24 protein-coding genes are annotated in these 20,827 nt (G+C 60.2%); 8 read left to right on the forward strand and 16 right to left on the reverse strand.

Annotation, left to right across the window (positions count from 1 at the left end; all coding sequences use genetic code 11):
* Positions 1-39 precede the first annotated feature (39 nt).
* The 6 genes from BJ928_RS00755 to BJ928_RS00780 all read right to left on the reverse strand — a co-directional run bounded on the left by BJ928_RS00755 (position 40) and on the right by BJ928_RS00780 (position 4,524).
* A complete protein-coding gene (locus BJ928_RS00755) occupies positions 40-579 on the reverse strand; it encodes a MerR family transcriptional regulator (RefSeq protein WP_047628702.1) in 540 nt (179 codons plus the stop codon).
* Between the two features lie 237 nt (positions 580-816).
* Complete coding sequence (locus BJ928_RS00760; RefSeq protein WP_047627113.1) at positions 817-1,155, reverse strand: integration host factor subunit alpha; 339 nt, start codon at positions 1,153-1,155, stop codon at positions 817-819.
* Positions 1,156-1,262: 107 nt separating this feature from the next.
* Positions 1,263-2,234, reverse strand: a complete 972-nt coding sequence (locus tag BJ928_RS00765; protein ID WP_047627114.1) for a beta-ketoacyl-ACP synthase III — start codon at positions 2,232-2,234, stop codon at positions 1,263-1,265.
* Positions 2,235-2,253: 19 nt separating this feature from the next.
* Entirely contained in the window at positions 2,254-3,300 is a 1,047-nt protein-coding gene (plsX, locus tag BJ928_RS00770; RefSeq protein WP_047627115.1) for a phosphate acyltransferase PlsX, read from the reverse strand.
* 99 nt (positions 3,301-3,399) lie between these two features.
* Positions 3,400-3,957, reverse strand: coding sequence for a DUF177 domain-containing protein (locus tag BJ928_RS00775; RefSeq protein ID WP_047627116.1), 558 nt, complete (start codon positions 3,955-3,957; stop codon positions 3,400-3,402).
* 9 nt (positions 3,958-3,966) lie between these two features.
* Positions 3,967-4,524 (reverse strand): ubiquinol-cytochrome C chaperone family protein, encoded by a 558-nt coding sequence (locus BJ928_RS00780; RefSeq protein ID WP_047627117.1) that lies wholly within the window; start codon positions 4,522-4,524, stop codon positions 3,967-3,969.
* 280 nt (positions 4,525-4,804) lie between these two features.
* Here BJ928_RS00780 and BJ928_RS00785 point away from each other — a divergent pair, with 280 nt between their 5' ends.
* Positions 4,805-5,317 carry an outer membrane protein assembly factor BamE gene (locus tag BJ928_RS00785; RefSeq protein WP_047627118.1) on the forward strand — a complete coding sequence of 171 codons (513 nt, stop codon included), beginning with the start codon at positions 4,805-4,807 and terminating at the stop codon, positions 5,315-5,317.
* Positions 5,318-5,395: 78 nt separating this feature from the next.
* On the opposite strand, the gene BJ928_RS00790 is transcribed toward BJ928_RS00785, so the two are convergent.
* The 3 genes from BJ928_RS00790 to ribH all read right to left on the reverse strand — a co-directional run bounded on the left by BJ928_RS00790 (position 5,396) and on the right by ribH (position 8,725).
* Positions 5,396-7,534 (reverse strand): sodium-translocating pyrophosphatase, encoded by a 2,139-nt coding sequence (locus BJ928_RS00790; protein ID WP_047627119.1) that lies wholly within the window; start codon positions 7,532-7,534, stop codon positions 5,396-5,398.
* A 249-nt stretch (positions 7,535-7,783) separates the two neighbouring features.
* The gene (gene nusB / locus BJ928_RS00795) at positions 7,784-8,266 is read right to left on the reverse strand and encodes a transcription antitermination factor NusB (RefSeq protein WP_047627120.1); all 483 of its coding nucleotides are present in this window, start codon (positions 8,264-8,266) and stop codon (positions 7,784-7,786) included.
* 3 nt (positions 8,267-8,269) lie between these two features.
* Positions 8,270-8,725, reverse strand: coding sequence for a 6,7-dimethyl-8-ribityllumazine synthase (gene ribH / locus BJ928_RS00800; RefSeq protein ID WP_047627121.1), 456 nt, complete (start codon positions 8,723-8,725; stop codon positions 8,270-8,272).
* Between the two features lie 197 nt (positions 8,726-8,922).
* On the opposite strand from ribH, the gene BJ928_RS00805 reads away from it, so the two are divergent.
* The 3 genes from BJ928_RS00805 to BJ928_RS00815 are packed head-to-tail and all read left to right on the forward strand — an operon-like array spanning position 8,923 to position 10,492.
* A complete protein-coding gene (locus tag BJ928_RS00805; RefSeq protein WP_047627122.1) occupies positions 8,923-9,432 on the forward strand; it encodes a cupin domain-containing protein in 510 nt (169 codons plus the stop codon).
* Between the two features lie 39 nt (positions 9,433-9,471).
* A complete protein-coding gene (locus BJ928_RS00810) occupies positions 9,472-10,029 on the forward strand; it encodes a GNAT family N-acetyltransferase (protein WP_052227446.1) in 558 nt (185 codons plus the stop codon).
* Positions 10,010-10,492 (forward strand): GNAT family N-acetyltransferase, encoded by a 483-nt coding sequence (locus tag BJ928_RS00815; protein ID WP_047627123.1) that lies wholly within the window; start codon positions 10,010-10,012, stop codon positions 10,490-10,492. Before BJ928_RS00810 ends, BJ928_RS00815 begins: the two co-directional genes overlap by 20 nt.
* Positions 10,493-10,540: 48 nt before the next feature.
* Here the strand turns inward: BJ928_RS00815 and BJ928_RS00820 are convergent, their stop codons facing one another.
* The 7 genes from BJ928_RS00820 to BJ928_RS00850 form a co-directional block, all read right to left on the reverse strand.
* On the reverse strand, positions 10,541-11,161 hold the full coding sequence (locus BJ928_RS00820) for a riboflavin synthase (protein ID WP_047627124.1): 621 nt from the start codon (positions 11,159-11,161) through the stop codon (positions 10,541-10,543).
* Positions 11,161-12,270 carry a bifunctional diaminohydroxyphosphoribosylaminopyrimidine deaminase/5-amino-6-(5-phosphoribosylamino)uracil reductase RibD gene (gene ribD, locus BJ928_RS00825; RefSeq protein ID WP_047627125.1) on the reverse strand — a complete coding sequence of 370 codons (1,110 nt, stop codon included), beginning with the start codon at positions 12,268-12,270 and terminating at the stop codon, positions 11,161-11,163. The genes BJ928_RS00820 and ribD overlap by 1 nt, the downstream gene beginning before the upstream one ends.
* 2 nt (positions 12,271-12,272) lie before the next feature.
* Positions 12,273-12,749 carry a transcriptional regulator NrdR gene (gene nrdR / locus BJ928_RS00830; protein WP_047627126.1) on the reverse strand — a complete coding sequence of 159 codons (477 nt, stop codon included), beginning with the start codon at positions 12,747-12,749 and terminating at the stop codon, positions 12,273-12,275.
* A gap of 9 nt (positions 12,750-12,758) precedes the next feature.
* On the reverse strand, positions 12,759-14,057 hold the full coding sequence (gene glyA, locus BJ928_RS00835) for a serine hydroxymethyltransferase (RefSeq protein ID WP_047627127.1): 1,299 nt from the start codon (positions 14,055-14,057) through the stop codon (positions 12,759-12,761).
* A gap of 176 nt (positions 14,058-14,233) precedes the next feature.
* The gene (locus BJ928_RS00840; RefSeq protein ID WP_047627128.1) at positions 14,234-15,547 is read right to left on the reverse strand and encodes a L,D-transpeptidase family protein; all 1,314 of its coding nucleotides are present in this window, start codon (positions 15,545-15,547) and stop codon (positions 14,234-14,236) included.
* Positions 15,548-16,061: 514 nt separating this feature from the next.
* A complete protein-coding gene (locus BJ928_RS00845) occupies positions 16,062-16,577 on the reverse strand; it encodes a MarR family winged helix-turn-helix transcriptional regulator (protein ID WP_034489624.1) in 516 nt (171 codons plus the stop codon).
* Positions 16,578-16,710: 133 nt separating this feature from the next.
* A complete protein-coding gene (locus BJ928_RS00850) occupies positions 16,711-17,151 on the reverse strand; it encodes a DUF6163 family protein (RefSeq protein ID WP_047627129.1) in 441 nt (146 codons plus the stop codon).
* Positions 17,152-17,297: 146 nt separating this feature from the next.
* Here BJ928_RS00850 and hemB point away from each other — a divergent pair, with 146 nt between their 5' ends.
* From hemB to BJ928_RS00870, 4 genes are all read left to right on the forward strand, one after another.
* Positions 17,298-18,311 carry a porphobilinogen synthase gene (hemB, locus tag BJ928_RS00855; RefSeq protein ID WP_047627130.1) on the forward strand — a complete coding sequence of 338 codons (1,014 nt, stop codon included), beginning with the start codon at positions 17,298-17,300 and terminating at the stop codon, positions 18,309-18,311.
* Positions 18,312-18,482: 171 nt separating this feature from the next.
* Positions 18,483-18,941: an RDD family protein gene (locus tag BJ928_RS00860; protein ID WP_047627131.1), complete on the forward strand. Its 459-nt coding sequence runs from the start codon at positions 18,483-18,485 to the stop codon at positions 18,939-18,941.
* Positions 18,942-19,123: 182 nt separating this feature from the next.
* Complete coding sequence (locus BJ928_RS00865) at positions 19,124-19,903, forward strand: arginyltransferase (protein WP_047627132.1); 780 nt, start codon at positions 19,124-19,126, stop codon at positions 19,901-19,903.
* Positions 19,904-20,806: a DMT family transporter gene (locus tag BJ928_RS00870; protein ID WP_047627133.1), complete on the forward strand. Its 903-nt coding sequence runs from the start codon at positions 19,904-19,906 to the stop codon at positions 20,804-20,806.
* The last annotated feature ends 21 nt before the right edge of the window (positions 20,807-20,827 follow it).

The raw sequence follows: 20,827 nt of genomic DNA on the forward strand, positions 1-20,827 counted from the left end.
CGCTTCTGCCGCAATCCCCAAGGCAAGCGAGATAAAGCCTTACCGAACCTGATCCAACAGACGCTTGCACTCCAGAAGATCGTAGAGCGTCTCCTGAAGCAGGGCGCGATCCTCCTTGCCGACGCTGGACTTGCCGATGGAAACATCCGGCACACCGTCATCGCCGCTGACGAAATTGAAGAAGCGGCGGCTGATCGGCGCCTTGGCGCGACCGACAATCTGGTCCTCGTCGCTATTGGCGGAGTTGACACGCGGCTCGACGCTCGCGGGCTCCTGCGCGGCGGCAAGCGCTTCGACACTGGCCAGATCGCCATGTCCGACCGCAATGACGAACTTGTTGCCGTTGGTCTTCAGAAGCTTCTGGACGCCCTTGATCGTGTAGCCATGATCGTAGAGCAGATGGCGGATGCCGTTCAGCAGATCGACATCCTCGGGTCGATAATAACGCCTGCCACCGCCGCGCTTCATCGGCTTTATCTGCGGAAACCGGGTCTCCCAGAACCGTAGGACATGCTGCGGCAGATCAAGGTCTTCCGCGACTTCGCTGATCGTGCGAAATGCATCCGGGCTCTTGTCCATCATCCATACTCCCACACTGCACATGCGGTGCCGTTTAGCCGGATCACGCAAAGCGGATGTCGGCATTCGCACCATTCCATGATACGACTCACCATATTTCAACGGTTTGGCGGCGGAAATTCAAGTCACATCTTCGGCTGTTGCACAGGCTGAGCAACAAATCCGAAAGCAAGCCATTACGAAACGACCGCAAGACTGGGCGTGCGGCCGGCCGAAAACAGAAATACCAGATTTGGATCAGGAGGCAGGATTAGCCGGCTTGGTCTTGGCCTTGCGGCTCGTATGCGCCTTCAGAATGCGGGTCTTCAGCACGTTCGACGCCTTGAAGGTCATGACGCGACGCGGCGAGATCGGTACTTCCTCGCCGGTCTTCGGGTTGCGACCGATGCGCTCATTCTTGTCGCGCACCTGAAAGGTCGCGAACGAGGAGAGTTTCACGGTTTCTCCGCGCACGATGGCGTTGCAAACCTCATCGATCACGGTTTCGACGAGTTCAGCCGATTCCGTCCGGGAGAGACCGACTTTCCGGAATACCGACTCCGCCAAATCTGCGCGCGTCACTGTCTTGCCCGTCATAGCTCCCCGCCCATCTTGCTGCGTAATATTCTTCAAGTTTTGCGAGACTATTGCCCTTGCGCCAAACGGTCAAGCTCTTGTTAGGAACGGCTTTTAGAGATTTGACGCTACCAGCGCAACAGCACGGCGCCCCAGGTGAAGCCGCCGCCCATCGCTTCCAGCATGACCAGATCGCCCTTCTTGATTCGACCATCGCCGGCTGCGACCGAGAGTGCGAGCGGGATCGATGCGGCCGACGTGTTGCCGTGAAGGTCTACGGTGACCACAACCTTCTCGGGCGCGATTCCGAGCTTCTTGGCAGAACCGTCGATGATGCGGCGGTTGGCCTGATGCGGCACGAGCCAGTCGAGATCGTCCGGCGTGGTGTTCGTCGCATCGAATGCGGCCTGGATGACATCGGTGATCATGCCGACGGCGTGTTTGAACACTTCGCGGCCCGCCATGTGCAGGACACCGACGGTTCCCGTCGTAGAGGGACCGCCATCGACGTAGAGCTTTTCCTTGTGGGCGCCATCGGACCGCAGGCTTGCGGTCAGCACGCCGCGATCGGTATTGGCGCCACTCCCCTCGCCGGCCTCCAGGATGAGCGCGCCCGCGCCATCGCCGAAGAGAACGCAGGTCGTGCGGTCGGTCCAGTTGAGGATGCGCGAAAATGTCTCGGCGCCGATGACAAGCACGCGTTTGGCAAGACCGCCGCGAATATAGGCATCGGCCGTGGTCACGGCATAGACGAAACCGGTGCAGACCGCCTGCACATCGAAGGCGAAGCCATGATGCATGCCGAGACGGTTCTGGATATTCACCGCGGTTGCGGGAAAGGTATTGTCCGGCGTCGAGGTTGCGACGATGATCAGGTCGATATCGTCGGGCGTCATTCCGGCATTGGCAAGCGCAGCGCGCGCCGCCTGCTCGCCCAAGGAGGCCGTGGTTTCATCGTCACCGGCAATATAGCGTTGACGGATGCCCGAACGCTGGACGATCCAATCGTCGCTGGTATCGACAACCTGCTCCATCTCGGCATTGGTCATGACGCGCTTGGGGAGCGCCGCCCCAAAACCGCGAACAACTGAACGGATCATTCTGCTTGTACCCCGTCTCTCATGCCGCTTCCGGCCCGATGGGGGGCAGCCGTTTGGCATGATATCTCTTCAAATCATTTTCGATTTTCTGTGTGAGCCCATTCTTGGCCATATCGTAGCCGACATCAATGGCGGCCGCGAAGGCTTCGGCGTTCGCGCCGCCGTGGCTCTTGATGACGATGCCGTTGAGGCCGAGGAAGACGCCGCCATTGACCTTGCTCGGATCGAGCTTCTCGCGCAGCAGATCGAAAGCGCCCTTGGCAAATACGTAGCCGATGCGCGCAAGCAGCGTGCGCGACATGGCAGCGCGCAGATAGGCGCCGATCTGCTTTGCGGTGCCTTCTGCAGCCTTCAGCGCGATATTGCCGGAAAAGCCTTCCGTGACCACGACGTCAACCGTGCCCTTGCCGATATCGTCGCCCTCGACAAAGCCGGAATATTCGAGCGACTCGAGATTGGCCTCGCGAATGAGACGGCCAGCATCCTTGACGTCTTCCTGACCCTTGATTTCCTCGACGCCGACATTCAGCAAGCCGACGGTCGGGCGCTCGATCTCGAAGAGCGCGCGCGCCATGGCACCGCCCATCAGGGCGAAATCGAGCAACTGCTGCGCATCGGCTCCGATCGTCGCGCCGACATCAAGCACGATGCTTTCGCCACGCAGCGTCGGCCAGATCGCGGCGATCGCCGGACGTTCGATATTGGCCATCGTACGGAGACAGAATTTCGCCATCGCCATCAGCGCGCCGGTATTGCCGGCAGAGACGACGACATCGGCATCGCCCGCCTTCACTGCCTCGATCGAACGCCACATGCTGGAGACATAACGGCCGCGGCGAAGCGCCTGGCTCGGCTTTTCATCCATGCTGATCGCAACTTCGCACTCGTGAAAGACGGATTTTTCACGAAGCTTGGGATATTTCGCCAGGATCGCTTCGCAGCGCTCCTTCTGTCCGTACATGATGAATGTGATATCGGGATGCCTATCCAGCGCCTTGGCCGCGCCGGGAACAACAACCTCAGGGCCGAAGTCGCCACCCATTAGGTCAAGAGAAATTCTGATCACGCGTCCCTAGTCCTTTTTCTTCGCCGCGACGGGCGAATTTGGCGTCAAAATACCGTTTTCTCCCCCGGTTACAACTGAATTGTGCTCGAATACCGGGGCCTATTCCTTTTTCCAGTCTTTCAGAACGGCGAAGGGCGAAGGCTTCTTGTCGTCCTCGCCGTTGTCTTCAATATGCGTCTCGAACTCGACACCGGGCTTACGCGGATAGGGATCTATGGCGAGGGCTGCGAACTCCGCCACGACCGCACCGGCGTCGATCGTATCGCCGGTAAAAGTCTCGGGAAGATCCGGGCCATCGGGATCAAGCACCATTTCTCCAGCATCCACCGACGGCGCGCGCGCCAGTTTGGAATCCTCGGGCACGAAAATGTGCTCGAAGTCCTCGTCGATATCAGATTCGACTGGCTCGAGTGTGACAACGCAGGCTTGGACAATCCTGGCTTTCACATTGCCCTTGATACGGACGCCGTCGCCTTTCCAGCGCGAAATCTTGAGGTCGGCAGCGAGCTTGCCGACCGAGAGAACATCCCAAAGGGCAGCAAGCCCGGCAAGCTCGCGATCATCGGCCTCGAGATGCACATCCACCGGATTGGCGGAGATATGCCCTACCTTTACCGGATAGGAAAACGGCGTTTCATCGGAGTCGTGTCTTTTCATTTTTATCTCCTAACCGGCGCGCTGGCCGACTTCATCTGGTAGCGGCAGCGTCGCCGAGCCCGTGGCGATCTGATTTTCGGTTACTGTCGCGAGGTGCGCTTCGGCGATCATCATCCAGTCGGCCAATGCTCCCATGGAGGCCGTGCCTTCATCCGCCTTGGGATAGATGTTGCGCTGAAGCGCTGCAGCAAGCGCGGCGCGATCAGCGCCATCCATGGCCCCGGCATAGCTTTCGAGGCGTCCGTAGAACATGCCCGCGAGCTTCTTCATCCGCTTCGGCACGCTGTTGTCGCCGATCCCGAGTTCACGGATCGAATAATCGATATCCTCGAAGAAGGCATCCACGATTTCCTGCGCCAGTTCCTGACCGCTCGTGACCGAAGAACGCGTGCGGCGGAAAAACAGGATCATGACGACCGAGAGCAATTCGAAACGCCCCATCACCGTATCGGGCACATCATAGTCGGTGTAGAAAACCGGCTGCCGCGCCATGGATGTCAGGATCTCATATTGCCTGACGACGATGATCTGGTTGTGATTTCTTTTGCGGAAGAGCCCAAAAATCATGAAAATTCCCGGAATTGGCTCCCTTGGAGCGCGCCGTTTTTGCTTGGCCTTGTTGCATCCACGCAAAAGCTGGTTTACCGAAGCAGGCGCGAATTGCAATGCCGTTTGTGCCCGCTTCGAGGCTCCAGCCCTTATCGTCGTCATGTTGTGCATGATCGGTGACGAAGAGTGCCGAACAACATGATTGTACCTTTTCCCATCGCGGAAAGGCCACAATGATATGTACAGCAAGGTCATACCGGCCACCCGGCCATCGGATTGATTCATTAGGGGAGATGAGATGTCGTTGACCAGACGGTATTTCAAGTCTGACATTACTTTCAGCAGCACTGCCGCCATCGCCCTGGTGATTGCGACCATGGGACTTTCGGGTTGCAAGACCAGTGAGGTCATGAACAACGGCTATATCTTCGATCCGCAGTCGCTGGCGCTTGCGCCGGTCGGCTCGAGCCGCGAGCAGGTCCTGCTCTCGCTCGGCACGCCCTCGACCACGGCGACCTTCGACGGTGAAGTCTTCTACTACATCTCCCAGAAGCGCACGCGCGCCGTTGCCTTCATGAAGCCGAAGCTGGTCGACCAGAACATTCTGGCGATCTATTTCGATAAGACCGGCGTCGTGAAGCAGGAAGCCAACTACACGCTGAAGGACGGCAAGGTCTTCGACATGATCAGCCGCACGACACCGACAGGCGGTCGCGACATCACCTTCCTGCAGCAGATCCTCCAGGGCGGTGCCGCCGGCGGCGTCAACGGCGCGAGGAACTTCCTCAACAACCTCAACCCCGGCCAATAAACCGGGGAGCAGCTCAAAGAAAAACCCGCGAGGCACTTCGCCCCGCGGGTTTTCTTTATGTGTTCGGTCTGCGTTCCCTTATCCGGCCAGAATGGCCAACAGTAGCAGGGCGACGATATTGGTGATCTTGATCGCCGGGTTGACGGCCGGGCCTGCCGTATCCTTGTAGGGATCGCCGACGGTATCGCCCGTCACCGAGGCCTTGTGAGCCTCCGACCCCTTCATGTGACGTGTGCCGTCCTTGTCGACGAAACCGTCTTCGAAGCTCTTCTTGGCGTTGTCCCATGCACCGCCACCAGACGTCATCGAGATGGCGACGAAGAGGCCGTTGATGATGACACCAAGCAGCGAAGCGCCGAGAGCGGCGAAGGCCGAGGCCTTGGAACCGGACAGCAGCAGGACGCCGAAATAGACGACGACCGGCGCCAGGACTGGCAAGAGCGACGGGACGATCATTTCGCGAATGGCCGCCTTGGTCAAAAGGTCGACGGCGCGGCCGTAATCAGGACGCTCCGTGCCCTGCATAATGCCGGGCTTTTCGCGAAACTGCCGACGAACCTCCTCCACGATCGCCCCGGCGGCACGGCCGACGGCCGTCATGGCGATACCGCCGAAGAGATAGGGGATGAGGCCGCCGAACAGCAGACCCGCGACGACGTAAGGGTTCGAAAGCTCGAACGAGATCGTACCGACATTGGCGAAATACGGGTATTTGTCGCCGTGAGCGGCAAAATACTGCAGGTCGTTTGCATAGGCCGCAAACAAGACCAGAGCGCCGAGGCCGGCCGAACCAATGGCGTAACCCTTGGTGACGGCCTTGGTGGTGTTGCCGACCGCATCGAGCGCGTCGGTGGATTTGCGCACTTCCGGCGGAAGGTGCGACATTTCCGCGATGCCGCCGGCGTTGTCCGTGACGGGACCGAAGGCGTCGAGAGCGACGATCATGCCGGCAAGGCCGAGCATGGCCGTCACTGCAATGCCGGTACCGAACAGGCCGCCGAGCTGATAGGTGGCGATGATGCCACCGACGATGACGATTGCAGGCAGCGCCGTCGATTCGAGCGAGACGGCGAGACCCTGAATGACGTTGGTGCCGTGACCGGTGACCGACGCCTGCGCGATGGAGTTCACCGGCCGCTTGTTCGTGCCGGTATAGTATTCGGTGATGACGACGATCAGCGCCGTGACGATCAGGCCGACAATGCCGCAGCTGAAGAGTTTCGTACCGGTAATCTCGAAGCCGGCGACGGTGCCGATCGAACCCCAGCCGATGGTCAGCGACGTGGCTACGGCAAGACCGACGATCGACAGCACGCCGGTCGCGATCAGGCCCTTGTAGAGAGCCCCCATGATCGAACCATTGACACCGAGCTTCACGAAGAAGGTGCCGATGATCGAGGTGATGATGCAGGTGCCGCAGATCGCCAGCGGATAGATCATGGCGGAGCCAAGCAGCGGAGATCCGGCAAAGAAGATCGCGGCAAGCACCATGGTCGCGACGACGGACACCGCATAGGTTTCGAACAGATCAGCCGCCATGCCGGCGCAATCGCCGACATTGTCACCGACGTTATCGGCGATGGTGGCGGGGTTGCGCGGATCGTCTTCCGGAATACCGGCTTCCACCTTGCCGACAAGGTCGCCGCCGACGTCGGCGCCCTTGGTGAAGATGCCGCCGCCGAGGCGGGCGAAGATCGAGATCAGCGATGCGCCGAAGCCGAGCGCGACCAGCGCGTCGATAACATCGCGCGAGCCTGCTTCATGACCGAGAATGCCGGTCAGCACATAGAAATAGATGGAGACGCCGAGCAGGGCGAGGCCTGCAACCAGCATACCGGTGATGGCGCCCGACTTGAAGGCGATATCGAGGCCCGCAGACAGGCTCTGCGACGAAGCCTGTGCGGTGCGGACGTTGGCGCGCACGGAGACATGCATGCCGATGAAACCTGCGGCGCCTGAGAGGATTGCGCCGATCAGGAAGCCGAAAGCGGCTTCGGCCGACAAGAGGAGCCAGGCCGCGATGAAAACGATGACCCCGACGATGGCGATGGTTCTATATTGGCGCGCCAGATAGGCTTGCGCTCCTTCACGAATATACCCGGCAATCTCCTGCATGCGGGCATTGCCCTGATCGGCAGCGAGCACCGACCGGGTTGCCCATACGGCGTAGATGACCGAGAGCAGTCCGCATGCGATCACTCCTAAAAGAATCGACATTTCGCTTTTTCCCTCCAAAAAAGCCGGCGGTTCACTCCATCCCCCGGCCGCCTGCGACAACGGTCGGCCCCCTCCTCCAGGGGATCGGCCGCTGTGCAGTTGCGAGATTGCTGTTGGGAAAACGTCGCGTCAAGACCGCCCGCGGGTAAAACACCCGCAGGAGGTTCAAAAGAATATTCGAAGATGGAATCAGGCGCGAACGAAGGAAACGAAAATGCGTCGCGCCACGATCCGAGCGTCCGACGAGGCTTATTTCTTCGCTTCGCCGCGAACCTGCTTGGCGATTCGGTCGAGCACGGCATTCACGAGCTTCGGCTCGTCTTCTTCGAAGAAGGCGTGCGCGATCTCGACATATTCGGTGACGATGACCGGAACCGGTACGTCCTTGCGGTCGATAAGCTCGAAGGTGCCGGCACGCAGGATGGCGCGCACGGTGCTGTCGAGACGCGACAGCGCCCAGTCGTCCTGAAGGGCGGAGCCGATCAGCGGGTCGAGACGGGTCTGCTCGCGCACGACGCCGGAAACGATGGAACGAAACCAGGATGCGTCGGCCTTCAGATAGGTTTCGCCATCCAGCTCCTGGCCGAGACGATGGGCTTCGTATTCAGCCACCACCTCCAGAACGCCGGTTCCGCCGATATCCATCTGATAGAGCGCCTGAACCGCCGCAAGACGCGCTGCGCCCCGCTGATTGGCGGGCTTTGCCGGTCGCTCGTTATCCTGATTGCTCATCTATTATGCACCCAACTTTTCTTTCAGCGCGATCATGGTCAGCGCCGCGCGGGCAGCAAAGCCGCCCTTGTCCTTGTCCGAACGGCGGGCGCGAGCCCAAGCCTGTTCGTCGTTCTCGACAGTGAGGATACCGTTGCCGATCGCGAGGGATTCACTGACGGCCAGATCCATCAGCGCCCGCGAGGATTCATTGGCGACGATATCGAAATGATAGGTCTCGCCGCGGATGACCATGCCGAGAGCGACGTAGCCGTCATAAACCACATTGCCATTGTCGCCGCCATCGAGCGCCATGGCAATAGCGGCCGGGATTTCCAGCGCGCCGGGCACGGTGACGACATCATAGGTCGCGCCGGCCTCGTCGAGTGCGGTCTTGGCGCCGTCGAGCAGGGCATCGGCCATATCGTCATAGAAGCGGGCTTCGACGATAAGGATATGAGCATTGGAAGAGCTGGTCATACATCACCTGCGATTTGAGAGGGCGCGGCACCTTGTTAGGCCGGGTCAAACCACGGCGGGCCTCGCTTGGCAAGTGTTTTTCAATGGCCCGCGCCGATTCCGACCCTATTTGGAAATGATCGGCGCGCTGCGGAAATTGTGGCTTCCGCGCGCGCAACCGCTTCGATAATAATTCCCAGCCTGCGAGGGGGAGGTTCATGACCAAAAAATCGATACCCGCCGTCAATGTCGGCGAGCTTGAACTGGAACATTGGCAGCAAGGCAGTTTCTTTGCCGGCAGCGACACCTCCTTCGGGGCGAAACTCGGGCTGAAGCAGCTCGGTATCAGCTATAACGAGGTGCCCCCGGGCAAATCCGGCTGTCCATTCCACAATCACCATGCCGAGGAGGAAATGTTCGTCATTCTCGACGGCGAAGGCGAGTATCGCTTCGGCGATCAGCGTATCGCAGTCAGCAAGGGCGATGTGCTGGGGGCTCCGGCCGGCGGCCCGGAAACCGCGCATCAGCTGATCAATATCGGCCCCGGCGTGCTGACCTATCTTGCCATTTCCACCAAGGCTCGAACCGAAATCGTCGAATATCCCGATTCCGGCAAGTTCCTGGCCAAGACCAATAGCGACGGCAAAGCGACATTCCGAGCGATCGGCCGCGCTGCCACCACCAACCTCGATTACTGGGACGGCGAACCCGGCGCCTCGAGCGACTGACCATCACCAAAAGATATTTTCAGCAAAGATCCATTCTCCATGACCCTCATTCCGACATTGACAACCGACCGGCTGCTGCTGCGCGGACATCGCCTCGACGAGTTCGACGAATTCCTTGCTCTCTGGAAACACGAGAAAATGGTCCGTTTTATCGGCGGGGAAATGCCGACGCGCGAGCAGGTCTGGGCCCGCCTGCTGCGCTATGCCGGCCTGTGGCATCATCTCGGCTTCGGCTTCTTCGCCGTCGAGGAGCGCCAGAGCGGCCGGCTGATCGGCGAAGTGGGCTTTCTCGATCTGCATCGCGAGATGACGCCGATGACGGAAGGTACGCTGGAAGCCGGCTGGGGCATTACGCCGCCGATGCAGGGCAAGGGCTATGCAACGGAAGCCATGAATGCGGCGATCGCCTGGGCGGACAGGCAGTTTGCAGGCCGACGCATGACTTGCATCGTGGATCTGGAGAACCAGCCGTCGCTGCGGGTTGCCAAGAAGATCGGCTTCCGCCGTATCGGCGAAATCGCGATCAAGGACAGGCACAACGCCCTATTCGAACGCCAGACAGCGCCGGGAGGATATCATGGCGGTTCCGCGGGATAGGTTTTCGATCAAACCTTACGAACCGGATGATGCCCAGGCCACGATCGACATTTTTCTCAGGGCCATTCGCGAGATCGCGTCCAGGGATTACAACCCGGAGCAGATCGCGGCCTGGGCAAAGGTAGAAGACGCCGAGGTCTGGGCACGGTATCGGGCAAATCGGCCGACCTGGCTTGCAATGGATGGTTCCCAACCCATCGGCTTTGCCGATCTGAAATCCGATGGTTGCCTCGACATGATGTTCGTTTCGCCGGATTATCAGGGAAAGGGCGTCGCCAGCCTGTTGCTCGCAACTGTCGAAAAAGCTGCCCGAGAACAGGGACTTCAGCGCATTTTCACCGAGGCGAGCCTGACTGCCCGTCCCTTCTTCGAGCGCAAGGGTTTTGTCGTCCTGGCCGCGCAGCAAGTGCAAAAGCGCGGCCAGACGCTGGCGAATTTTCTGATGGAAAAGAGGCTCGCATAGGGTACGGGGACGCCCACGGGCACCTCTCCGGCAGCCTATCCATAGAACTCAGGATTCGCGAACGACCGGGAATTCCGCCAGCCGTGCGGCATAACGCGCCATGGTGTCGACTTCGAAATTGACGAAATCGCCGGCCTTGCGCTCGCCCCAGGTCGTGACCTCCAGGGAATGGCGGATCAGCAGCACGTCGAATTCCGTGCCTTCAACGGCATTGACCGTCAGCGAGGTGCCGTCGAGCGCGACCGAACCCTTCGGCGCCACGAATCTTGCCAGATGCTCCGGCGCGCGCAGGCGGAAGCGCGTGGCTTCGCCCTCTGATGTCACGGACAGAATTTCCGCCTTGCCATCGATATGGCCGGACACGATATGACCGCCAAGCTCGTCGCCGATCTTCAGGGAACGCTCGAGATTGATCCTGGCGCCCGCTTCCCAGCTGCCGATGGTCGTCAGGCGGAGCGCCTCTTCCCAGGCCTCGACCTCGAACCAGCGCCCGTTGCTGCCCTCTTCCGGCAGACCGGTGACCGTCAGGCAGACGCCGGCATGAGAAATCGAGGCGCCCATGTCGATCGTCGCCGGATCGTAATTTGTGGCAACGCGCAGCTTGATACCCTCTTGCATCGGGGAAATGGATTCGACCGTGCCGACATCGGTAACAATTCCGGTAAACATCAAAAACCTCTTTCGTATTCGTCGCAGAGATCGTCGCCGAAGCGGCTCTCCCCGACGTGCATAAAATCAGCTGGGATATTGGACTTGAGGACCGGCGATTCAATACCGCCCTCGCCGATATCAGCCGGCCCCTGAAACAGCAGGATGCGGTCGACCATTCCGGCATCAAGGAAACGCTGCGCGGTCCTCGCACCGCCTTCGACCAGCAGAGACGAGATGCCGCGCGTACCGAGCGCCTCCAGCAGCTCTCCCGGTTCGCTGGAATTGGACTGCAGCACTTCGACGCCGGCGGCATCGAGCACCGCGCGGCGCCCGAGGAAAGCCGCATCTGTATTCTCGTCGAAGGACGGCGGATGGCCGGCAACCGCGATGACCGGATATTGCCGGGCCGTGCGGACCAGCTTGCTGCCAAGGGGAAGCTGCAGCTCGTCATCGATGACGATGCGCAAGGGAGAGCGATCCTCTAGGCCGGGAAGCCGGCAGGTCAATTCCGGATCGTCCGCGATCGCCGTGCCGATGCCGACGAGAATGGCGTCGCTTTCGGCGCGCAGCATTTGCACCTGCGCCCGTGCGATGTCGCCGGTGATGCGAACCTGGCCCTCGCCCGTCTTGCCGATCATGCCATCGGCGGAAACGGCAAGCTTGAGAGTCACATAGGGCCGGTTTCTCGTCTGGCGCATGAGATAACCGGCGAGAGACCGCCTGCCCTCCCTTTCCAGGATGCCGGTATCGACCTCGATGCCGGCCTCGCGCAGCATGTTGATACCGCGTCCAGAAACGCGCTGGTCGGGATCGGTGACGCTGATAACGACGCGAGCGACGCCATAGGCGATCAATGCTTCCGCGCAGGGCGGAGTCCTGCCGTAATGTGAGCAGGGTTCGAGCGTCACATAAGCCGTGGCACCCCGCGCGCCCTCGCCCGCAGCGGCCAGTGCTTGAGGTTCGGCGTGCGGACGCCCGCCAAGCGCTGTTACGCCGCCGCCGAGAATGACGCCGTCCTTGACAATCAGGCAGCCGACGGACGGATTGGTGGAGGTCAATCCCAGATGCTGGCGCGACAGACGGATGGCCGCAGCCATGAAACGCTCGTCCTCGGGCAGCAGTACCATGGTCAAGGGTCCAGCGGATCGCGGGCGATCTTGGCGTTGATCTCGTCGATCACGTGCTCGAAATCTTCCGCATGCGAAAAATCGCGGTAGACGGAGGCATAGCGCACGAAGGCGACATCATCGAGGCTCTTCAACGCTTCCAACACCTGAAGACCGATCTGCTCGGAGCTGATTTCAGTCTCGCCGGAGCTTTCGAGGCGACGAACGATACCGGACACGGCGCGCTCGATCCGGTCGCGGTCCACCGGGCGCTTGCGCAATGCGATCTCGAAGGAGCGCACCAGCTTGTCGCGATCGAACAGCACCTTGCGGCCGGTCTTCTTGATGACCATCAGCTCGCGAAGCTGCACACGCTCGAATGTCGTGAAGCGGCCGCCGCAATCCGGACAAATGCGCCGACGGCGGATGGACGTATTGTCCTCCGCCGGGCGAGAATCCTTGACCTGGGTATCTTCAGAACCGCAGTAAGGGCAGCGCATGCGCTCTCCTTAGCCCATATAGCCGTACATCGGGAAGCGGTCGGTGAGCTTGACCACTTTCTCGCGCACGGCAGCTTCGACGGCGGCATTGCCTTCGTCGGAATTGGCGACCTTCAGGCCATCGAGCACCTCGATGATCAGGTTGCCGATCTCACGGAATTCGGCTTCCTTGAAGCCGCGCGTCGTGCCGGCCGGCGTACCGAGACGGACACCGGAGGTCACGAAAGGCTTTTCAGGATCGAACGGAATGCCGTTCTTGTTGCAGGTGACGTAGGCGCGGCCGAGTGCTGCCTCGGCGCGCTTGCCGGTGGCGTTCTTCTTACGCAGGTCGACCAGCATCAGGTGGTTGTCCGTGCCGCCGGAGACGACGTCGACGCCGCCGGAAATCAAGGTCTCGGCAAGAGCCTTGGCGTTCTTGACGATCTGGGCAGCGTAATCCTTGAAATCGGGCTGCAGCGCTTCGCCGAGGGCAACGGCCTTGGCGGCGATGACGTGCATCAGCGGGCCGCCCTGAAGGCCGGGGAAGACAGCCGAATTGAACTTCTTCGCCAGATCCTCGTCATTGGTCAGGATCATGCCGCCGCGCGGGCCGCGCAACGACTTGTGCGTGGTCGTGGTGGCAACATGGCAATGCGGGAACGGCGACGGATGCTGGCCACCGGCAACGAGACCGGCAATGTGCGCCATGTCGACCATCAGATAGGCGCCGACGCTGTCGGCGATCTCGCGGAAGCGCTTCCAGTCCCAGATGCGGGAATAGGCGGTACCGCCGGCGATGATCAGCTTCGGCTTGGTTTCCTCGGCCTTGCGCTGCACTTCATCCATGTCGAGCAGGTTGTCACCCTCGCGCACGCCGTAGGACACGACGTTGAACCACTTGCCGGACATGTTGACCGGCGAGCCGTGCGTCAGGTGGCCACCCGAGTTCAGGTCGAGGCCCATGAAGGTGTCGCCCGGCTGCAAGAGCGCCAGGAAGACGGCCTGGTTCATCTGCGAACCGGAATTCGGCTGAACGTTGGCGAAGTTGACGCCAAACAGCTTCTTGGCGCGCTCGATGGCGAGCTCTTCGGCGATATCGACGTACTGGCAGCCGCCATAGTAGCGCTTGCCCGGATATCCCTCGGCATACTTGTTGGTCATGATCGAGCCCTGCGCTTCCAGCACGGCGCGCGAGACGATGTTTTCCGAAGCGATCAGTTCGATTTCGTGCCGCTGGCGACCGAGTTCCTTGCCGATCGCGCCGAAGATTTCCGGATCGGTATCGGCGAGCGAGCGATTGAAGAAGGGTTCGGTGGACGCATTGGTCATCGTGAAAGCTCCTGAACGGGCCGGAACGGCAATGCAAACGGTATTAGCGTCCGGGTCGCCGGAGAGCAATACGACGAGCGACATTTGCTGGGCATTCTACGCAGAGCGCCGCCAGCTAAAGAAAAAGCCGCATCCGAAGATGCGGCTTCCCTAAGAATTGCAATTTGGGATGCCGATTATTGAACCGGCTGCTCCATGCCCTGGGTCGTGTCGAGCGCCAACTGGGAATTGCCGTCGAGATTGTAGATGTCATCGCGGAACTGGACGATACCGTCGCGGGCGCTCCAGGCGGAGATATAGACGAAGTAGACCGGGACTTCCGCCGCCAGAGTAATCGGCGTGTTGACGCGGGTGGAGATGACCTGCTCGATGTGCTGACGCGGCCAGCCCGGAGTTTCCGAAAGAAGCCAGGTCGCCAGGTCGCGCACGTTCTGAACGCGCACGCAGCCGGAGCTGTCGAAACGCATCAGCTTGTTGAACAGGCCCTGTTCCGGCGTGTCGTGCATGTATTCGTTGTTGGGGTTATGGAAGTTGATTTTCGTGGACGCCATGGCATTGGTCTTGCCCGGGTCCTGTCGAAACATCAGATCCGGTGCCTTGTCCGAATTCCAGTCGATCGTCTCTGGTGCCACTTCCTGGCCCTTGCCGTCGAGAAGGCGGATGTTGCTCCTCGCCAGATAGGTCGGGTCCTTGCGCATCAGCGGCATGATATCCTTGATGATGATCGAGCGCGGCGCTGTCCAGTAAGGGTTGAGGATGACCTCATAGATCTTTGAATTGATGATGTGGGTCGGGCGCGACTCCCGGCCGACGATCGCCTCGTGGCGCAGCGCCACCTGACCATCCTGCACGGCTTCGACGCGGGTCGCCGGGATGTTGACCATGACGTGACGGCGGCCAAGATCGGACGGGAACGTCTGCAGGCGAACGAGATTGGTGTTCAGCTGCTGCAGGCGGACATTGGCGGGAATGTTCATCGCCTTCAACGTGAAATCGCCGATAACGCCATCCGGCGGCAGACCGTGGCGTGCCTGGAAACGCTTGACGGCGCCGTCCACGTAGGAATCGAAAGACGAGGAAATGCCCGCTTCGCGCGGCAGATCGCCCGAAACCATCAGATGCTGGCGAAGCGTCTGTACGGCGGGATCGGTAACGCCGATCTGCAGCGGCTGCTGGCTGGTCGGATTGATCTGCGGCCAGCCGCCATTGGCAACGATGCTCTGATACTGGGCAATCGCCTGCTGAATGTTCGGCACGGAATCCGGTCCGAGGATCGGCGTGTTCGACTGGACGGCGGCCGCGGTGCGGGCTGCGGCCTTGGCGTCGAACTGATCGTCCCAATTGCCGCGAGAGGGATCATTGATCAGCGCTTCAAGCGGCGTCGCATTTTGCGCAAGCGCGGGAGCGGCCAGCACGGCAGCGCCAAGAGTTGCAGCCGACCGCAGGAAAGAGCGGCGCGAAAAGGGTTCAATTCCGTTTTTCTTCGACATATCCCAACCGTTCAACGCTGCGATCCAATCATGCGCAGCCAAGAGAGGAAGCAGTAAGTAGCGCAAGCCTGCGCCAAATAACGCCGCTCAGTATCAATCCGTTCCCTTAATGCACCACCAAAAACTTGGCCACGAACTATCACAATATCGCGAAGCCAAGACCTTCAGGTCGGACGATCGTATTTCGAGAACGTTGCTTGCAGTCGACTTCCGCTGTCATAGCAATATGGCCAATTCGTGTCGCCCGGCATGAAACTTGCCTTGCTATGCAAGCGCGGAAGAAAAGCCATGTCGCATCTGCTAAAATACCACAACTGCGCGTGGTTCATAGCGTGTCCTGACATGACGTCAATGGCTTAGCGGTTCTGCACAGCGGATGTGACGGAAGGTGAAGAGCCGACGTGGCAAAAAGCGCACAACGGCCGTGCTGGAGACACGCTCAAGCCGGACACGCAGGGAAACGTGTCCAGCTTGCTTGTACCGGAAGGTCGTATGATCGGTTCCTCGCCGCAACTTACATACGGTAGGCGATGCTGTCGTTCCAGAAGCGGTCCAGACGCTGCAGGAGCTTGTTCATCTGGGTGAATTCGTCGGTGCCGATGCCGCCGACCTTGTCGATCGAGCCGATGTGGCGGTCATAGAGCTTGGCAACGGTTTCGGCGATGTCCTGGCCGGTTTCCGTCAGGCTGATGCGGACCGAGCGACGGTCGATGCGCGAGCGCTGGTGGTTGATGAAGCCGAGGTCTACCAGCTTCTTGACGTTGTAGGAAACGTTGGAGCCGAGGTAGAAACCGCGCGAGCGCAGTTCGCCGGCCGTCAGCTCGGAATTGCCGATGTTGAAAAGGAGAAGTGCCTGGACGGCGTTGACGTCGTCGCGACCCTGACGGTCGAACTCGTCCTTGATGACGTCCAGCAGGCGGCGGTGCAAACGCTCGACCAGATGGAGGGATTCCATGTAGAGAGCCCGGATATCGTCAACCTGCTGGTCCCGAGCGTTCGCAACTGCCTGCGGCTTGATTTTCGTGTTCATCATGACTTGGCCTCACTCTGTTTTGTTTGGCGGTGTCGTTTTCTTCCCGCCTTGAGTGAGACCCTATCGAATACACATAAAATTCTACTTAAACTGCAGGCTTAACAGCATCTTACCAGGAAGTGTTGCTGTCTCAGGGTAAATCAACCATTACCTGCTGCTGACGGCGACGGCGCTTTTCCTGCCATAGCAGGACCCGGAAAAGGCAATAGATCACGGCCACGCCGGCATGCAAAATCATGATCAGCGGATTGGAGCCGAATATCTCCGGCCATACCCCATACATCAATGCCTGGCCGCCTGCGGCCAGCACCCACATGACCGGCCCCCAGGATACGGTGAGCCATAATCCGAGCGCCGCGACCGGGAATACGACGGCAAGCCCCGCGCCCGCCACCTTCCAGGGCAGAGCCAGCAGATCGAAGCGTGCATGGCCTCCGAGTGAATAGCCGACCAACATCGCCCAATATTGCAGGCCGAGCCAGAAGCAGGCGATCGCGATCAGCCGCAGGAACAGCACGAACAGGATGTCCGTCAGCGTATTCTTGGGTACGGTCGAAGAATCAGATTCCATGCGCGAACAATACGTAGGAGGCATCCGCCCCGCCAGCGAGATCTTGGCTGCGGCCTTTCGCCCGGTTTTGAATCCTGGGGACAGCGTGATAGGTACGCTCTCCATATATAATGGGCCTTAGATAGACGAAGAAGGATGGCGGCATCATGGAGAACAAGACGCATCTCGTTGACGAGATCACCGGCCATCGGCGCATGCGCCGCAACCGCAAGGCCGATTGGACACGCCGCCTCGTGCAGGAAAACAGGCTGACGGTCGACGATCTGATCTGGCCGATCTTCCTCATTCCCGGCACCGGCATCCTTGAGCCGATCCCCGCCATGCCCGGCGTCAATCGCATGACCGTGGACAAGGCCGTGGAAGCGGCGAAGGAAGCAGCCGATCTCGGCATTCCCGCGCTCGCCACATTCCCGAACATCGAAATGGAGCTGCGCGACGAGACCGGCTCCAATAGTCTCGAGAAGAACAATCTCATTAATCTCGCCAGCGCCGCAATCAAGAAGGCCGTTCCGAATATCGGCGTCATCACCGACGTCGCCCTCGATCCCTTCACCAGCCACGGCCATGACGGAATCCTGCGCGGCAACGAGATCGTCAACGACGAGACGGTCGAGCAGGTGGCGCAGGCGGCAATCTATCAGGCCGATGCCGGCGCCGATATCATCGCGCCTTCGGAAATGATGGACGGACGCATCGGCGCGATCCGCCAGGCGCTGGATGCCGCCGGGCACCAGAATGTCGGCATCATGAGCTATGCGACGAAGTTCAGCTCGGCCTTCTACGGCCCCTATCGCGAGGCGATTTCGACCGGCGGCCTGCTGAAGGGCGACAAGAAGACCTATTACATCGATCCGGCCAACGGCACGGAAGCCCTGCGGGACGCCACGCTCGACGTCGAAGAAGGCGCCGACATGCTGATGGTCAAGCCGGGCCTGCCCTATCTCGACATCTGTTGGCGGCTGAAGGAAGCGTTCGGCCTTCCGACCTTCGCCTATCAGGTCTCCGGCGAGTACGCGATGATCAAGGCCGCCGCCGCCAACGGCTGGATCGACGGCGACCGGGTGATGCTCGAAACCCTGCTCGCCTTCAAGCGCGCCGGGTGCGACGGCATTCTCACCTATTTCGCGATGGATGTGGCAAGACATCTGGCGAAGAAATAGCTTCAGGCCATCCGCTTATTGTATTTGCCGCCTCCGATACCATATGTTCGGCAAATGTTTCCCTGCCGCAGCGCGCCTTCACGCTGGAGCGCGATGCGGCGGGATCTTCAATCCGCCCATGCCCTCTACCGATCAGAACGACGGAAGGGGCATGCGCAAAGGAGAAAAGCAATGAGCCTGAACCCCAGCCCGCTCTATGCAGCACCGGAAGACTGGCGCGCCTATAGCGGCGTGCTGAGCCGGCGTATCTTCGCGTTCATCGTCGATTACATCATCGTCGCGCTGCTCTGCATTCCCGCAGCCGTGCTTCTGTTTTTCGTTTCGATCCTGACGTTGGGGCTCGGTTTCGTCCTCTATCCCGTGCTCTTCATCCTTGTCGCCGGCCTCTATTTCGGCTGGACGCTCGGCGGACCCTATCAGGCCTCGCTCGGCATGCGCGCCATGGGCCTCACCATGGTCCGCGTCGACGGCCGGCGGATGGATTTCCTGACGGCGATCGTCCATCTGGCGCTCTTCTGGATTTTGAACTCCGTCCTGACGCCGCTCATCCTGCTGGTGGGTCTGTTCACTGACCGCAGCCGGTTGGTGCACGACCTGCTGCTAGGCACGGTCATCGCCCGAACGGCTTAAAACGACGCATAATCATCGGACACCACATGATCTACCGCGGAGCCTTTTGGCGCGTGGGAGAGATTTATGTGCATGATCAATTAGGAAACTTCGATCTTTAGCAAAGGACGTAGTTGACGTTTTCTAAACTTGAGCCATGCTTGTAGAAAACAGGTGCCGAAAGAAAGGTCAATCAACGGCAGATGAACACGCAGTCGACGCCATCCCCGCAGTTTTATCTGACGGCACCGGCTTCCTGCCCGTACTTGCCGCACGAGATGGAGCGCAAGGTCTTCACGCACCTTGTCGGTCCGCGCGCTGCCGAGATGAACGATATCCTCACTCAAGGCGGCTTCCGCCGCTCGCAGAACATCGCCTATCGGCCTGCCTGCGAATCGTGCAGGGCCTGCATATCGGTCCGCATTCTGGCTCAGGAATTCGAGCCCAGCCGCTCGATGAAGCGCGTGCTAGCCGCCAATAGCGACATCATCGCCACCGAATTTCCGGCGCAGCCGTCCAGCGAGCAATATTCCCTGTTCCGTCGTTATCTCGACTATCGCCACCAGCACGGAGGCATGTCCGACATGACCGTGCTCGACTATGCGATCATGGTCGAGGATACGCATGTGAATACGCGCATCATCGAGTATCGCCGCCGCGAGGAAGGCTCCGGACTGGAGCAACGTCCGAAGGGCGAGCTCCTGGCGGCCGCATTGACCGACGTCATGAGCGACGGGCTGTCGATGGTCTATTCCTATTTCAACCCCGATCTCGACGAGCGATCGCTCGGCACCTTCATGATCCTCGACCATATCAAGCGGACGAAGGCGCTTGGGCTGCCGCATGTCTATCTCGGCTATTGGGTCAGAGGCTCGCGCAAGATGGACTACAAGACCCGTTTCCAGCCACAGGAACATCTGACCCCGCGCGGCTGGGAACGGTTCGACCCTGCTGCGAACAACGACAAAGACAGCTCGCGCTGAATGTTCGCCAATCTCTCCGACCATAGAAAGGGCCTGCTGCTGACCACGTTCGGCGGCCTGGTTCTGTCGATGGACATACCGCTGATAAGGCTTTCCAGCGGCGAAGTCTGGTCGGTGCTGTCGGCGCGCAGTCTCGCGACCGTCGTCGTGGCGCTTGCCGCCCTCTTCCTCATTCGCCGCGTCACCGGTTCGGTGCGAGGCGTGCTGCCGGGCTGGCTCGGAATTCTGGTCGGCTTCTTCTACGGGCTGACGACGATCAGCTTTATTCTCGCCGTTTATTACACCACCGCGGCGAATGTGGTGTTCATCATCGCTTTGAACCCGATGTTCACGGCGCTGCTTTCCTGGATTTTCCTCAAGGAACGTCCCGCTCTTTCGACATTCGTCACCATGGCGGTCATGATCCTGGGGGTCGGCCTGATCGTTGGAGACGGCATGGAAGGCGGCCACCTGCTTGGTGATGCGCTTTCCGTGCTCGCATCCTTTTCCATCGCCTGCGCCATCACCATCAGCCGCGCCTCCCGGCGGGACATGGGTTTCGCCTCGCTGCTGGCGGCCATCCTTCCGGCCGCCGTGGGCCTCTATCATGTCGCTCCGTCGGGCTTTTCCATCGATAATCCCGGCTGGATACTCCTCGACGGCGGCGTGCTGATGCCGCTTTCCTTCTGGTGCCTTGCAACAGGCACACGCTTTCTCTCGGCGCCGGAAGTGGCGATGTTCTATCTTCTGGAAACGATCCTGGCGCCGATCTGGGTTTGGCTGATCTTCGCCGAGGCGCCGACCAACATGACACTCGCCGGCGGCGCGATCCTGATCCTCGCGCTGGCCGCGCACTCGCTCTGGCAGGCGCGGGTGAAGGCAAGAGCGGCGCTGGCGACGCAGGACCTTGCACATTGCAAGTAATGCCTGCCCAATGTTATAACA

Source organism: Rhizobium sp. WW_1, assembly GCF_003610155.1.
GTDB lineage: Bacteria > Pseudomonadota > Alphaproteobacteria > Rhizobiales > Rhizobiaceae > Rhizobium > Rhizobium tropici_A.

What these genes read in the sequence shown, in the direction of transcription:
- BJ928_RS00755 (WP_047628702.1), bottom strand. Translation starts at nt 579, where the DNA reads ATGGACAAGAGCCCGGATGCATTTCGCACGATCAGCGAAGTCGCGGAA.
- BJ928_RS00760 (WP_047627113.1), bottom strand. Translation starts at nt 1,155, where the DNA reads ATGACGGGCAAGACAGTGACGCGCGCAGATTTGGCGGAGTCGGTATTC.
- BJ928_RS00765 (WP_047627114.1), bottom strand. Translation starts at nt 2,234, where the DNA reads ATGATCCGTTCAGTTGTTCGCGGTTTTGGGGCGGCGCTCCCCAAGCGC.
- BJ928_RS00775 (WP_047627116.1), bottom strand. Translation starts at nt 3,957, where the DNA reads ATGAAAAGACACGACTCCGATGAAACGCCGTTTTCCTATCCGGTAAAG.
- BJ928_RS00780 (WP_047627117.1), bottom strand. Translation starts at nt 4,524, where the DNA reads ATGATTTTTGGGCTCTTCCGCAAAAGAAATCACAACCAGATCATCGTC.
- BJ928_RS00785 (WP_047627118.1), top strand. Translation starts at nt 4,805, where the DNA reads ATGTCGTTGACCAGACGGTATTTCAAGTCTGACATTACTTTCAGCAGC.
- BJ928_RS00790 (WP_047627119.1), bottom strand. Translation starts at nt 7,534, where the DNA reads ATGTCGATTCTTTTAGGAGTGATCGCATGCGGACTGCTCTCGGTCATC.
- nusB (WP_047627120.1), bottom strand. Translation starts at nt 8,266, where the DNA reads ATGAGCAATCAGGATAACGAGCGACCGGCAAAGCCCGCCAATCAGCGG.
- ribH (WP_047627121.1), bottom strand. Translation starts at nt 8,725, where the DNA reads ATGACCAGCTCTTCCAATGCTCATATCCTTATCGTCGAAGCCCGCTTC.
- BJ928_RS00805 (WP_047627122.1), top strand. Translation starts at nt 8,923, where the DNA reads ATGACCAAAAAATCGATACCCGCCGTCAATGTCGGCGAGCTTGAACTG.
- BJ928_RS00810 (WP_052227446.1), top strand. Translation starts at nt 9,472, where the DNA reads ATGACCCTCATTCCGACATTGACAACCGACCGGCTGCTGCTGCGCGGA.
- BJ928_RS00815 (WP_047627123.1), top strand. Translation starts at nt 10,010, where the DNA reads ATGGCGGTTCCGCGGGATAGGTTTTCGATCAAACCTTACGAACCGGAT.
- BJ928_RS00820 (WP_047627124.1), bottom strand. Translation starts at nt 11,161, where the DNA reads ATGTTTACCGGAATTGTTACCGATGTCGGCACGGTCGAATCCATTTCC.
- ribD (WP_047627125.1), bottom strand. Translation starts at nt 12,270, where the DNA reads ATGGTACTGCTGCCCGAGGACGAGCGTTTCATGGCTGCGGCCATCCGT.
- nrdR (WP_047627126.1), bottom strand. Translation starts at nt 12,749, where the DNA reads ATGCGCTGCCCTTACTGCGGTTCTGAAGATACCCAGGTCAAGGATTCT.
- glyA (WP_047627127.1), bottom strand. Translation starts at nt 14,057, where the DNA reads ATGACCAATGCGTCCACCGAACCCTTCTTCAATCGCTCGCTCGCCGAT.
- BJ928_RS00840 (WP_047627128.1), bottom strand. Translation starts at nt 15,547, where the DNA reads ATGTCGAAGAAAAACGGAATTGAACCCTTTTCGCGCCGCTCTTTCCTG.
- BJ928_RS00845 (WP_034489624.1), bottom strand. Translation starts at nt 16,577, where the DNA reads ATGAACACGAAAATCAAGCCGCAGGCAGTTGCGAACGCTCGGGACCAG.
- BJ928_RS00850 (WP_047627129.1), bottom strand. Translation starts at nt 17,151, where the DNA reads ATGGAATCTGATTCTTCGACCGTACCCAAGAATACGCTGACGGACATC.
- hemB (WP_047627130.1), top strand. Translation starts at nt 17,298, where the DNA reads ATGGAGAACAAGACGCATCTCGTTGACGAGATCACCGGCCATCGGCGC.
- BJ928_RS00860 (WP_047627131.1), top strand. Translation starts at nt 18,483, where the DNA reads ATGAGCCTGAACCCCAGCCCGCTCTATGCAGCACCGGAAGACTGGCGC.
- BJ928_RS00865 (WP_047627132.1), top strand. Translation starts at nt 19,124, where the DNA reads ATGAACACGCAGTCGACGCCATCCCCGCAGTTTTATCTGACGGCACCG.
- BJ928_RS00870 (WP_047627133.1), top strand. Translation starts at nt 19,904, where the DNA reads ATGTTCGCCAATCTCTCCGACCATAGAAAGGGCCTGCTGCTGACCACG.